The organism is Cupriavidus sp. 05T41, from assembly GCF_056396525.1.
On record NZ_JBFTLQ010000026.1, the window covers coordinates 74,549 to 87,422 of the forward strand.

The following is a 12,874-nucleotide window of genomic DNA, read 5'->3' on the forward strand; positions in this document are numbered from 1 at the left end:
TATCGCGATGTGGTCAGGCTGCCAGGATCCGGTGAGGAGGCCCCGCTGGGCAGGGTGAGGACAATGCCGGCGATGAGAGTCAAAACCCAGGAGTCTGCTAAACAGCGTACTTCAGCGCTGCGTTCAGCACGACAGCCATTGCGAAGCTGATGGCCCACCAGGAGACGGCGAAGGGAATCAGATTCACCAGGAGATGCCTCACCGAGTTGTGCTGCTGCTGCATGGACGCAGCGTGGATGGCTGAAGTGTTCATGATGTCCTCGTCTGTCCGATACGGCCTGTTCTTCTGTTTTCGGCCGACTTGATTACTTGGCATTGGCGCCGCACGTACAGTGCTGCGGCGGTGAATTCATTATCGGAGATGAAGGCCCGTGCCGTTAGTTATGAGATGCAGCAGTTTCAGCCAAACTGCTCGCTACCGAAGCCACTTACAGGAGAGGGCCCACCAATGCACATGGCCGAGATGGGGCGMGAGGGTTGTCGAGCTTTTAATTGGGCCTGATACGGTACCTTGGTGCKCGAATGTGTAACTGGCTGCTGCGATTGCGAGCAGCAGCGCCAGGAGATGGAGAGCCTGCATGGCGTCCTCATGACACCTGAGTTGTGTGGACGCACGGTAGTCCGACCATTTGGACACCACCAGCCTCCTGGCAGTTATCGAATCAGGAATGGACCTTCCTGCTGGTTTGGACAGCCCACACTCATCTCCCCATGGCGCAGCGTGCCGGTTCAACGTCTCATGGTTTATCAGGGGGATTTCCTGCGTACACCTGCATGGAACTCAAAATGAGAGACGACGCTAACGGCCAATATTGACAGCGCTACGGCCAGGGCCGCTCGCGCATGGCGATTACTGTCTAGACTCTGCAACTGGAACTAGTGCTGGGCAATGAGTAGCGTACGCGTGCCTGCCGATGCCTCGGTGCGCAGGCTGCCATGGATAGCGCTAGTCAGAGCAAGCCCCGGACAACCGGCGAGGGCGCCGGCGAGTCATGGTTAAGGGACCAGTGGGGACAAAAGGCTAACGACGGGAGCATTGCCTCAGCTCGCGGTTGAGTGTGCGCCGCCAGCGGTCCCCGAGTTGGGAGTAGAAAGATGATTGAACTGATAAGTATGCATGGCACGGCAGGAACCGGCATTCTGGAAGTCCGCTGCAATGATGATACGCCGCAAGATGTCTTCCTACGGTTMGTGCGCGCAAAGGTCAGCATGGAGAATCTCCTTTCAGCCTCCGCGATACTACAGACCTCGAGAAGAATGGCGCTGGACGGCGCATCGCTTCGATGGGAAGTGAAGCTTCCCGACATGCCTGCCCACCTTGCGCTTGCCCGCGCGGCACTCGACGTCATGGGAATTGCCTACCTGGATAAGGCTGGCCCCTTGCTGCAGGCCGCGAATGGAAGGAGACCGCCGCCAATTTCCCGGTAGCGATTGTTGGCAATCCGATGGCGGCAAAGCTCATCCTACAAATCGAGTGGCCCATCTCGGGAGAAACTCACCGGAAAGTCGTCGGTTGCTTATGTGGCCGACGCCAATATCAGGATTGTTCATGCGGAAGAGAGGCATTGTTGTTTTGGTCGCATTGATGCTGATGGCATTGAGGCTTCCGCTGGCGGAGGCCCTGACACTCGGAACTGGACTGCGGGAAGTCGATGCCGACTTGGCCAGCGTTGTACAGCGGCCCATCGAAAGGCGAAAGGAAGGCCGCAGTGATGACAAATCTCATATCGTCCTGGAGCGGCGCTCAATTGTCGTTCCCAACGGGCCGTTCGCACATCGCTTTCTTCAACTCGAAATTGACCGCGCCGTCACGCGTGCTGGAGGGGACGCGGCAATTCGCGTTGGAGAGAGGGAAGAGGAGGCGTATACAGAGGTGGTGGACGGTGTTACTTATCCAGCCATTAATCTGGTAGTCGACATCCTTATCGTAAAGCACAGGTAAGCGCTCCGGTCCTCCGATTTCCTGAGGAAATTGGTGGCGGTTGCATCCTTTAAAGAGCCTAGGGAGTCGCGCATTGCAAGACCAAGCATCAATAAACTACGTTCTGACCTTGAAAGACCCTCGCATGCTCCGCGAGTTGACCGCKAGCCTGGCCGAGGCGTGGTCTGACCTCCAAAACCCTTTCTCGCTCATCTACGACGAAATGCTCGCCTGTGGTCTCTCCGCCAGCGTATCGTCCTGCTTGCTGCGGAGTTCACTTTCTGTCGACATAGCGAGCGCCGGCAGTTGTGGGGAGAAGGCTCAGCTACGCGTATCGGCACGCATTGATGCGTCTGCGATTGAACGCAACCGCGAGTGCCTCGAAGGCATACTCTTGAACGTGGTCTTTCCCAGCTTAAGGCCGACGTGCGATTTCGAGGTACACGAACTCGACAGATGATGTCCGGGCGCACCGGAGAAAAATCGAGGTGACAAAATCGCCCGCATTGTGCGTGACGGCCTATTTGCGATGGTCGCGCTAATTTAATTATGGACTCTTATTATTAATATCATGAGGCTGATTGGTAAGTCGCTATTCAGGTGTTCGATTTTCGTTTCCGCGGCCTGCGTCGGTTTGGCTGCTTGCGTAGCTCCGATTCAACGATACKAAKGTACGCCGGAGGTCCGGTATGGAACCGGTGGTGCCAGAGAGGTTGTCGACGGTGTGGATGTATGGACACATGGGGAGCCTCCCAGAGCATACGAGAGAATCGGCTACACAAGCGTGGAAAGCCCAGAGGGGTGGATTGGGAACCGTATTCTTCTGTCTCGCATAGCGGGGCGAGTGCGCGAGGCAGGGGGTGACGCTGCCCTGCTTGGAGAGGCGCGAACAAGGCTCGAATCGCTTCATAAGGCCGGTGGCCAGATGCTTGCGGAGAATCGGCGCATCGTGGAAATCACTATCATTCGCTACCGATAAGTTCCGGTCGCCGGTTCGGATGTCCTGCGGCGCAATGAAGGTATCCGCGCCCAAAGCCGTGCCACGGATAGCACGTGCGTCGGCCGTCGCAGTGCTTCGCACCGGCACTGAAGCTGCACCCCGCTGCGGCATCGGGAGCCGGCAAGTGTCTCTGAGTTAACAGCCCATGGCAGGCTGAGGGTGGCACAGAGTCAGGCCTGCCCGGCATCTCCGGCAGGAGCTAGCGGCAGCAGGTCGTGTAGATGCGAGATGGCTGTTTCTGCACATGCATTCARATGCAGCCAATCGAGTGGCACTTCAAGCCAGGGCGCGCGCGCGTTGGCCGGAATTGACTAAAATAAAGTATCCGGTCATCTACGTCTGTTGTTGCCATGAAAATCGCTGTACTTGCTTTCCCGAGCGTCCAGATGCTCGACTTGGTGGGGCCTATCGATGTCTTCAATGAGGCTGCGCGTCAGGCAGGAAATCCAGGTGCGTACCAGTTCGAGATTGTGTCGCCAACACCCGGCATTCTGACTGCCTCGAACGGAATGACGATTACCCCGGATGCTACGCTTGATACCAGCAGCCCCGATATAGACACGCTTCTGATCGCGKGTAGTCCTTTGGTGAATCTTGTTGAGAAAGACACCGCGATACGAGATTGGATTAATCGCTACGCCAAGACGGTTCGTCGGATTGGCTCGGTCTGTTCGGGAGCGCTTCTMCTGGCGCACACAGGGTTGCTGGATGGAAGACGTGCTACAACGCATTGGAACTMAACCRCCAGGCTGGGCCGAATGTTCCCCAAGGTAAAGGTGGAGCCGGACCAGATCTATGTGAAGGATGGAAATATCTACACATCCGCCGGCGTCACGGCAGGGTTGGACCTCGCGCTTGCCATGGTAGAGGAGGACTTTGGGCGGGCGATTGCCCTGAAAGTTGCCCGTGAGTTTGTGATGTTCCTCAAGCGGCCTGGCGGGCAATCCCAGTTTAGTGCGCATCTGGCTGCGCAGACTGCAGAAAAGAGCGCGATTCGGGATGTTCAGAATTGGGCGGTGGAGAATCTGAACAAGCAACTCTCGGTGGATAATCTGGCCGCCCATGCGGGGATGAGCACACGAAACTTTGCCCGCATCTTCAAGCAGGAGTGCAACGTGACGCCTGCGGACTTCGTTGAGGGAGCGCGACTGGATGCCGCACGCAKGATGCTCGAAGAGACTAGGAATCCGCTAAAACGTGTGGCTGCCCTTACGGGCTTCGGTGACCCGAATGGCCTCAGACGAGCCTTCCTCAGGCGACTTGGCGTCTCGCCGGCCGAATACAGGCGCCGCTTCCGCATTGCGGCGTGATTGCCAGCGCCGCGGCATTGGGTGCTGGCATCGCCCGATGCCAAAGCAATTGCCTTCATCCAGCTCGCCCTCACATAGCTACTTTCGTAGCGCCTGAAGCGCAGTGAAGGAATCAACGCGTCATCGCGCGGGGCAGCGCATTACGTCATGGACAGCGCGTGGGTGATGGCCCTGAATCTGCCGACCCAAAGCGGGCCGCACCTGGCCTCCGACGCTACGGTTGTGGGGCTGGCTGGAAGCGTCACTGAATTGGCAGGAACAGCGCCCTCGTCAAGGTTTTCACTAGGGGTATGGACACCGATAATCCAGTAGCCAAACGACCCGCACCCGCTGGTACTGCAGTGAGCGCGGCGCAACTGAAGAACTCGGAGAATGCCATGAACCGCGAAGCTATTCTTTATCACGATGGCTGCAAGATTTGTCTTTCCGTTGTGGAAACGATGACAGGCCTCTTTGACAACGACCGACATTCCCTGACTGTTGTCAATCTCGAGGAACACGGAGAGCTAACCGCCTCCGCGGAGGCAGCGGGGGTGAAACGACTCCCGAGCCTGGTGATTGATGGGAAGGTCCTGGAGATTCAGCCACACGCCCCGATTGCGGAGTTCCGCCGGCAGTTGGTGTCCTKAGTCGCTCCGGACGGGGGCGCAGTCGGAGCGCTGCGCCCCGCTGGCGCGCTCAAGCCTCGCGTCCAAGCTGGTGGGAAGACTTCCGGTTCCCCGTTGGCGCATGAAGGCACAGGATGTGCGCTCCCTCGGCTTGAACTGATGGTATAGCGCCACGCGTTGGCTTTTCCACGAAGTCAAACTAGTTCACGTGGGGCGCCTGCGCAAGCGCGCGGCCCAAATCGTGGCATCAGCTCTGCTCTTCGAAAGTGCCCGTCAGGAAGGAGAGGCAAGCCTTCCCGGCGTCCGCCGAGCGTTCCTTCGGTGCCCAATCAGACCTCGCGGGAACCCGCCTACATCGACCTTGCCGGCGCGACTATCTCGTCAACAGTGTTTGGCCAATCAGTTCCTCGGTGCTTKCCGAACGGCGGAATTGTCCCCGTTCGCTTCCCTGGGGCTCGCAGTTCATCGCCGATGCGCTTGTATCGGCTGTCCTCTTCAAGAATAGCGTCATCATGAAATCAAACAGGTTGCCCCTATACATATTTGTGGCGATGGTACTCKGCGTGCTCGTCGGCACGGCCGTTCACTTCTTGGCCGGCGCGGAAGCGGCCAAGTCGATTAGTGGATATCTCTCCATCCTCAGCGACGTCTTTCTCCGTCTGATCAAGATGATCATTGCACCGCTGGTGTTTGCGACGCTTGTAGGCGGTATCGCGGGCATGGGCGACGGGAAGGCGGTGGGTCGCATTGGTCTCAAGGCGATGGCATGGTTCGTTGTTGCTTCCATCACGTCGCTGGTGATCGGCCTCGTTATGGCAAACGTCTTGACGCCGGGGCTTGGCATGGATCTGCCGCTGCCAGCCGCGGACGCCGCCTCGAACTTGAAAACCAATGCTTTGAACTTGAGAGACTTCATCGCTCATATGTTMCCGAAGAGCGTCATTGAATCGATGGCGACGAATGAGATACTCMAGATTGTGGTCTTCTCCGTGTTCTTCGGTGCCGCACTTGGCACCATGAAGGATGGCGTCGGCAAGCCGCTACTCCTGTCCATCGACGGACTCGGGCACGTGATGCTCAAGCTGACCAACTACGTGATGGCCTTTGCTCCGGCCGGCGTGTTTGGCGCCATCTCCGCGGTMATMTMTACCCAGGGTGTCGGCGTGCTCCTCGTCTATGGAAAACTGCTCGGCAGCGTGTACCTGTCGCTGGCGATACTCTGGGTCATTCTTATCGGTGCAGGCTACTGGTTCCTCGGGCGAGATGTATTCCGGTTGCTTGGCGAGATTCGTGCTCCGCTTCTATTGGGCTTTGCTACGGCAAGTAGTGAGTCGGCTTACCCGAAGGTGGTCGAGCATCTCGGGCACTTCGGCGTAAAGGACCGTATTGTCAGCTTCGTCCTTCCGCTTGGTTACTCGTTCAATCTTGATGGCTCCATCATGTATACCTCGTTCGCGGCGCTGTTTGTCGCGCAGGTCTATGGCATCGAGTTGTCCCTGACGAAGCAGATTACGATGCTCTTGGTCTTGCTCGTGACAAGCAAGGGGATTGCGGGCGTTCCCAGGGCCTCCCTCGTTGTCGTCGCGGCCGTATTGCCGATGTTCGGACTGCCGGAAGCCGGCATCTTGCTCGTGCTTGGCGTTGACCATATCCTCGACATGGCTCGCACGGTTACGAACGTCCTTGGGAATGCGTTGGCTACGGCCGTGGTCGCAAAGAGCGAGGGAGGACTGCAAAGCTCCTCCGCTGCGCGGTCGAGCCTGGATACCCCCAGGACGGCGTAGGGCCCCAGGCGGGGTGTAGAGAACGCCGCGACTCGCGCTTCGAATTTCTGGTGAAAGCTGCGGCCGTTTGGAGAGTCGTCGAGGGCAACCCGTCCGACTCGCAGGCGTGCCGGCCAACCTATTCCGAATTACTCACAGCGGCCTGAAAGGCCACCTTCAAAGATATGCTCGAAAAGAAACCAGGGCGACCGTCCGCGTTCATGACGGCGTGCATGAGCACAGGACTGTTCTTCGCCATGGCAGCGGTTACCTGCGCCGCATCCGCTGCCTCAGCCAATGCGCCAGAGGACCCGGACAGTAACAGAATTGCCGCGGAAATGAAGAAAATGCTGGACGGCCGTGCCGAAGTCAAGGGAGTCGCAAAGACACCGATTCCCGGCTTGTTCGAGGTCAGCATTGGTGGTGGCTTGGTGTACACGGATGGCTCCGCGAGATACATCATCAACGGCGTGATGGTTGATGCAAAGAGCGGTGCCAACCTGACGGAAGAGCGCCTTGCCGACTTGAATCGCATCAAATGGTCTGACCTGCCTCTCGCCGACGCGTTGAAGTGGACCAAGGGAAATGGAAGCCGGCAGATGGCCGTATTCTCGGACCCAAACTGCCCGTACTGCCGCCGGCTTGAGCAGAATTTGCGTCAGATTGACGATGTGACCGTCTACACCTTCCTTATGCCGGTGTTATCCGACGATTCGGAGCTCAAGGCCCGGCAGATCTGGTGCGCGGMGGATAGGACCAAGGCCTGGCGAGACTGGATGCTTGGGAAAGTTGCCCCGGCAGGGAAGGCCAACTGCAAGACACCTATTGCCGACAACCTTCGGCTGGGCAGGAAGCTGAACGTGACGGGCACGCCCGGCGTGTTCTTTGCTGACGGCACGCGGCTGGCCGGTGCTGCCGACGTGGTCACGCTCGAGCGCAGGTTGAGCGCCGAAAGGAGATAGCACTTACAGTTCGCGCAGGCCGAGTGCGCCTACAGATCAACGCTACGCGCGATTGGTGTTCGATAGCGACGAGGGGTGTCCGTTGCGTGGAAGGAATCGCGAAGCCAGCCGGGAATGGCGTCTTTCCGGGAAGAGGGCAACACAGGCCGGACAGTCGGAAGTGCTACGGGAAACTGGATAGACTCGTGCCCAGTTGGTTTCGTTCAGCGCGGACAGCCGCCAAAGTGCGAGCGCAGCGCAATTTGTCTCCGTTTATGACATCGACACAAAATACTCATACACATCGCGCTTGCGGACCGAGATAACCTCCACGGCGTCAAGAACTCGTATGAAGGTAGAAATTGTGAAGCGCGCCGTTGTAGTGGGTATCAGCTCGGTGGTTCTGTTGAGTGCATGTGTCATCGCTCCTCCGCGCGAGGAACACCGGCATCGGGATTGGGAAAGGGAAAGGGAAAGGGAAAGAGAGAGGTTCTCTCGATGGGAGCAGCCGCAGGAGATGCCTCGAGACTTCACCATCGAGCGTCACCAGCAGCGCTGATGAGACAGGTGGCGTGTGCCCTGGATCAGGCTCATTCCCGAGGCCGCCTTCAGTCCTTCTCTGAGGGCGCTAACGAATAGCTAGCGGAATGCCTACGAATGCGAAGACCGCTCTGAAAGCTTCCATGTAGGCAGTGCGATACTCCGCCTCGAATCGCCAGCGAAATAGACAACCATCCGAGGCCAGCGGGAGTACTTCGAGATACATGGTCTCGGTCACCAAGCTAACGGCCTGGGAAATTAGCCGATAGTCACTGGCATCGACGATTCTGTTGGCGTAGATGCCAAGCCATGCCAAACCGCCGGCGCCCGCATCGTCCGCGGTACGAAGTTCGCAGTCCATCTTGTAACCATCCTAAGCAAACGTACAGCCTGGTCTTCCATTCGGGATATTCTCCGCCGATGCAAAAGCGGGCTACCGAGTGCCCGCTCCAAGCATGGAGAACCTATTACCTGCACTCGGGTTGCAAGCAGCCGTCAAGCGCAAAGTCGGCCCTCCTGTCGAGCATGATATTCAGGGCCTGAATCGCAGCTCGGGCCGAGCCGCGCCCAAGATTGTCCAATCGCRCAGCAAGCAACCCGCTTTCCTCGGAGCTTCCCGGCAGGCAGTAGAGTTCCAGGATGTTGGTGTCACTGACTTCGCCTACGGCGATGCCGTCGGCTGGGGTGGCGCCTCGTGTCACCCTGACGTGACATGAATCAAGGTACCAGCGCTCCAGCAAGGAGTACGCGTCCTCCAGCGTGTGATGCGGCGTGAGGTTGGATTGGAACAGTGGGATGTGTACGGCGGTGCCACGCGCAAAGTTTCCTATGCTTGTGGCAAGCTGTATCGCTTGCGGGGGACGGGTCCATCGCTTGATTTCCCGCAGTTCACGGTCAATGGAGGTTGTCTGCAAAGTCCGGAAGACGGCGCGCTCCKCGCGGGCCGCGGTTTCCGCGCGCGACCTGGTCTCGCTAGCCTCCAGTGCACTATATCCTTGCACCGCATGGATACTTATCGGCAGGCGGGGGGCCAGGTATCCAGCTTCAAACAGGGGGTGCAACAGCGAAATGGAGGCACTTGCCACAGCGTTCGGAATCCCTACAACGCGTGCTTCGCGAATGAGAGCAGAGTTTTCCCGGAAGAACTCGGGGAGACCGCACACTACGTCACCACCTGAGAGATATGCTCCACTGGTATCGATGATTMGGGGCCCCTCGTGCAGATGTCCCAGAAGCTCGAGGGAGGAGGAGGCATTCCCACAGAGGATAGCGAAATCGGCCTCTCGGGCGATGTCAATCCGCGACACACGCCCCTCGTGGACGAAGGGCTCATAGCATGATAGTTCCAAATCGGACCTGTTCCGCAATAGCCCCCACAGGGTAAGGCCAACGGGAGTTTCCACTCCATCTACAAACACCTTCCGTTTGAGCATTTGAAATCCGATTCGTGGGGCCGCTTTGAGTGAGTACGCGGTGTTGGGGCGAGCTAGGTGGCAGTCCGAAACCGGCGCCTGTAGTCTGCCGGTGTGACGCCGAGGCGACGAACAAATGCGCGGCGAAGGCTATTGGGGTCGCCGAATCCGCAGAGTGCCGCGACCCGCTTCAAGGGATTGGCAGTTTCCTCCAACATCCGCCTCGCGGCGTCCAGACGAGCCCCTTCKACAAATTCGGCCGGTGTCGTGTTCGACTCGCGCTTGAACATGCGGGCAAAGTTCCGCGTGCTCATTCCTGCGTGCAGCGCAAGATGGTCTACGGAAAGGGGCTTCTCAATGTTCTCAAGCACCCAGTTCTGCACGTCGCGAATAACGCTCTTCTCAGCGGTCTGGGCCGCCAGGTGAGCGCTGAATTGCGATTGCCCACCTGGCCGTTTGAGGAACATCACGAACTCTCTTGCGACTTTCAACGCCACACCGCGACCGAAGTCCTCTTCGACCAAGGMCAATGCCAAGTCCATGCCCGCGGTAACGCCTGCGGATGTGTAGGTAGCTCCATCCTTGATGTAGATACGGTCAGGTTCCACGGTTACGGCGGGAAATGTGCTCGCCAGGCGGGTCGATGCGTTCCAGTGCGTCGTAGCCCTCTTTCCATCCAGAAGACCGGCACGGGCCAACAAGAACGCCCCCGAACACACGGCGCCAAGCCTGCGCACCCGTTTGCTTTGCTGCACGAGCCAGGAGAGCAGGGCCGCTTGCTCCTCGATTTCGCGCATCTTCGGGCTGCCTGCAACAAGAAGCGTGTCAATGTCACCACTCGCTGATGCGATGCCAGCGTCGGAGAAGAACGTCATGCCATTTGATGCMCGGACTTCGCCGCGCTCCGGCGTGATGATTTCKAACGTGTATGCGCCCGGATTTCCAGCCTGCCTKGCGGCTTCGTTGAACACGTCAATTGGGCCAACCACATCAAGCATCTGGACGCCCGGAAATGCAAGTACGGCTACTTTCATGGTCGCTTATTGGTCGAGGCCTGTTGCGTGCTGTTTAATCAGAAAAGGTCAACCGGCCTTTGGGGGTCCGTGTTTGCGCCATCATTGGCTGTATTTGGCGCGGGAGTCTGGTTGCCATCTTTCTTGAAACTACGCTGCCTTCCCCTTGTACGGAGGCCGTGCGTTTCCCGTGCGGAGCACCCGGGGAATTGCCCTCTGCCGCGGGTTGCCGGGCCGCCGTCTATCGGGGGCCCGGCTCGGGAACGTGCGGCGCAGGTCTAGCGACTTCAGCCAAGCAGCAAGCGGCCGCTGAAGAGCAGGTGAAGCGTGCGAATGAACAAGATGCCAATCGCAATCGTAAGGATGGCGAGGATGAGGCCGGCGATTAGCGTCAGCGGCCAGGTATTGGCAAAGAGTGCATATTTCAGTGCGGCATTCGCCAGGGCAGCCATCGGGAAGCTAATCGCCCACCAGGACGCAGCAAAAGGAATCGAGCGGCGGAAGACTTTGAAGCCGAGAACGATAAAGAGGAAGAAGCCGAAGTAGAAGAGCAGCGACGCGAACATATCGACATGCTGAGCGACGTTCACGTATGCAAGAAATCCAACTTCGAACGGCGCAATCATGATGATGAGCGAGGGAACCATCCCCTTGGGGAGCGGCTCGTGGTGCACGACACGCGAAAAGATCATGGTGAAGAAAACCATCGCCATCATCGTTCCGACCGCGACCGCAAACATGTTCACTTCGTGTGCCCAGGCCATCGGCATCGTCCCGCCCGCAACGGCGATATCCAACGTCGCAACACCGGGGATAAGCCACGCCGGGGCTGCATGCGTAGGGTCCTGCTTACCCTTGAAAAGGCGGGCAGTGATGATAAAGCTCAGAACAATGGTAAGAACTGCGCCCACCCCCCAGACTACCTGACCCAGCGACTCGCTATAGAAGCCCAAGACTGAGGAAAGCAGGAGTATGCCAATGGTAATGGTTCCAAAGAAGTTGCCGGCGATAGGATGAGTGAATTCGCCGTGCACGGTCGCCGGATACTTAATCCATTTGGCTATGTAGCCGATAGACAGAACCACGAACGTGAGAATTGCGACAATTCCAATGACTTCAGCAATGACCGGGTTGACGCCAAAGGCCCGATGAGCCAATCGCCACGCTAGAGACAGGCCAGAGATACCCATTACCGCGCCAAAAAGGTTGACGGGCAAATGCCTGACCGAGTGTGTTTTGACCTCTGCTCCAGCGGAATGACTTACAGTCGTACTCATCTCAAGCTCCACGAAAAATTGTCTGATTTTGCAGCGTACMCAGGAAAACGGGTMCGGCTAGCCGTATGCTTCGGCTCGCAGATTTGTTGGCCMGTTGGGAATGACTGAATTATGGTAGCCGGAGTGCGCGACTGAAAGATGCAAGATGTGGCAGTTTCGGCCAACCTTCGATCTGGTTTCTGCCAGCCAAAACAGCATGGCCGAATTTGTCGTATTTGAGGCCGGATTGGCCTTCCCAGGTGCAGCACGCTACGCGAAAGTCGCCAGCCAGCGGCCTCGCAAATCACACGCCCTCTCGGAACCAGGCCCTCACCCCTGGACGGACTACACCGGCTCGCCGGCCCGCCCCCATACGAGCGCAGGGGACATCGTTTCCTCCAGCGTGCAGCGTACGCTGCACGGCGCCGCAAATACGGACAGTGGCAGATAGCCMTTTCAGTACGGCCGAAATTGCAGGTTTGCCTACGCCGAGCAGCGGGTTGTGATTCCATCCGCGTTGACGCGTAGACCAGGCTCAAAGAAAGAGCGGTCTGGCCGGAAGTGAACTCAAGCTGTCCGTCAAACKGAGAATTAGTAGTACAGAATGCTCGGTACTCATCGCGCGAGCGGAAGGCTACCCCGTCCTCCTTATCCTGGAATCCATGCGCAATGCACCATGGCACGCCTGCACATTATTCCGGGCCGTTGCCCAGGGGGAGGATAGCGCCTGTCATTTCGGCGCCACTTACATTGGATTAAATATGGCTTGGACTATTCTATCTATTGCTGGACTACTGGAAATAGCTTTCGCGTTTGGGATGAAGTGGTCGGAGGGGTTCAGTCGACCAGGGCCCAGTTTGTTCGCCATCGCCACGGGCCTGACGAGTATTGTTCTGCTGACGCTGTCTCTGCGTAGCCTCCCGGTTGGCACCGCATACGCCGTGTGGACGGGTATTGGCGCGGCGGGTACCGCGGCAGTGGGCATGGCTTTCCTTGGGGATTCAATAACCGGCGCTCGAATCCTTTGCCTGGCGCTGATTCTCTGCGGCGTGATTGGCTTGAGACTGGTTGGAGGGGAGGCGGCCTAGCACGGCGCCCGCCGCCCAACCC

The 12,874-nt window shown here is 58.2% G+C and carries 11 protein-coding genes; 6 read left to right on the forward strand and 5 right to left on the reverse strand.

Features of this window, described 5'->3' with window-relative positions:
- Positions 1 to 97 precede the first annotated feature (97 nt).
- Positions 98 to 253 carry a hypothetical protein gene (locus AC1DKV_RS17035; RefSeq protein WP_441619065.1) on the reverse strand — a complete coding sequence of 52 codons (156 nt, stop codon included), beginning with the start codon at positions 251 to 253 and terminating at the stop codon, positions 98 to 100.
- An 842-nt stretch (positions 254 to 1,095) separates the two neighbouring features.
- On the opposite strand from AC1DKV_RS17035, the gene AC1DKV_RS17040 reads away from it, so the two are divergent.
- The 5 genes from AC1DKV_RS17040 to AC1DKV_RS17060 all read left to right on the forward strand — a co-directional run bounded on the left by AC1DKV_RS17040 (position 1,096) and on the right by AC1DKV_RS17060 (position 7,564).
- A complete protein-coding gene (locus AC1DKV_RS17040) occupies positions 1,096 to 1,428 on the forward strand; it encodes a hypothetical protein (protein ID WP_477137665.1) in 333 nt (110 codons plus the stop codon).
- Positions 1,429 to 1,549: 121 nt separating this feature from the next.
- Entirely contained in the window at positions 1,550 to 1,942 is a 393-nt protein-coding gene (locus AC1DKV_RS17045; protein WP_441619069.1) for a hypothetical protein, read from the forward strand.
- A 1,329-nt stretch (positions 1,943 to 3,271) separates the two neighbouring features.
- Entirely contained in the window at positions 3,272 to 4,231 is a 960-nt protein-coding gene (locus AC1DKV_RS17050; protein WP_477137666.1) for a GlxA family transcriptional regulator, read from the forward strand.
- A gap of 1,120 nt (positions 4,232 to 5,351) precedes the next feature.
- Positions 5,352 to 6,623 (forward strand): dicarboxylate/amino acid:cation symporter, encoded by a 1,272-nt coding sequence (locus AC1DKV_RS17055; protein WP_477137667.1) that lies wholly within the window; start codon positions 5,352 to 5,354, stop codon positions 6,621 to 6,623.
- Between the two features lie 212 nt (positions 6,624 to 6,835).
- Positions 6,836 to 7,564, forward strand: a complete 729-nt coding sequence (locus AC1DKV_RS17060; protein WP_477137668.1) for a DsbC family protein — start codon at positions 6,836 to 6,838, stop codon at positions 7,562 to 7,564.
- Between the two features lie 607 nt (positions 7,565 to 8,171).
- Here AC1DKV_RS17060 and AC1DKV_RS17065 read toward each other — a convergent pair.
- From AC1DKV_RS17065 to AC1DKV_RS17080, 4 genes are all read right to left on the reverse strand, one after another.
- Complete coding sequence (locus AC1DKV_RS17065; RefSeq protein WP_441619079.1) at positions 8,172 to 8,444, reverse strand: hypothetical protein; 273 nt, start codon at positions 8,442 to 8,444, stop codon at positions 8,172 to 8,174.
- A gap of 106 nt (positions 8,445 to 8,550) precedes the next feature.
- A complete protein-coding gene (locus AC1DKV_RS17070; protein WP_477137669.1) occupies positions 8,551 to 9,516 on the reverse strand; it encodes a hypothetical protein in 966 nt (321 codons plus the stop codon).
- A 53-nt stretch (positions 9,517 to 9,569) separates the two neighbouring features.
- The gene (locus tag AC1DKV_RS17075; RefSeq protein WP_477137670.1) at positions 9,570 to 10,529 is read right to left on the reverse strand and encodes a GlxA family transcriptional regulator; all 960 of its coding nucleotides are present in this window, start codon (positions 10,527 to 10,529) and stop codon (positions 9,570 to 9,572) included.
- Positions 10,530 to 10,795: 266 nt separating this feature from the next.
- Complete coding sequence (locus AC1DKV_RS17080) at positions 10,796 to 11,785, reverse strand: SLAC1 anion channel family protein (RefSeq protein WP_441619085.1); 990 nt, start codon at positions 11,783 to 11,785, stop codon at positions 10,796 to 10,798.
- A 740-nt stretch (positions 11,786 to 12,525) separates the two neighbouring features.
- Here AC1DKV_RS17080 and AC1DKV_RS17085 point away from each other — a divergent pair.
- Positions 12,526 to 12,852, forward strand: coding sequence for a DMT family transporter (locus tag AC1DKV_RS17085; RefSeq protein WP_441619087.1), 327 nt, complete (start codon positions 12,526 to 12,528; stop codon positions 12,850 to 12,852).
- Positions 12,853 to 12,874 lie beyond the last annotated feature (22 nt).

Coding starts and splice junctions, on each gene's coding strand:
- AC1DKV_RS17045 (WP_441619069.1), top strand. CDS start 1,550: ATGCGGAAGAGAGGCATTGTTGTTTTGGTCGCATTGATGCTGATGGCA.
- AC1DKV_RS17080 (WP_441619085.1), bottom strand. CDS start 11,785: ATGAGTACGACTGTAAGTCATTCCGCTGGAGCAGAGGTCAAAACACAC.
- AC1DKV_RS17035 (WP_441619065.1), bottom strand. CDS start 253: ATGAACACTTCAGCCATCCACGCTGCGTCCATGCAGCAGCAGCACAAC.
- AC1DKV_RS17085 (WP_441619087.1), top strand. CDS start 12,526: ATGGCTTGGACTATTCTATCTATTGCTGGACTACTGGAAATAGCTTTC.
- AC1DKV_RS17065 (WP_441619079.1), bottom strand. CDS start 8,444: ATGGACTGCGAACTTCGTACCGCGGACGATGCGGGCGCCGGCGGTTTG.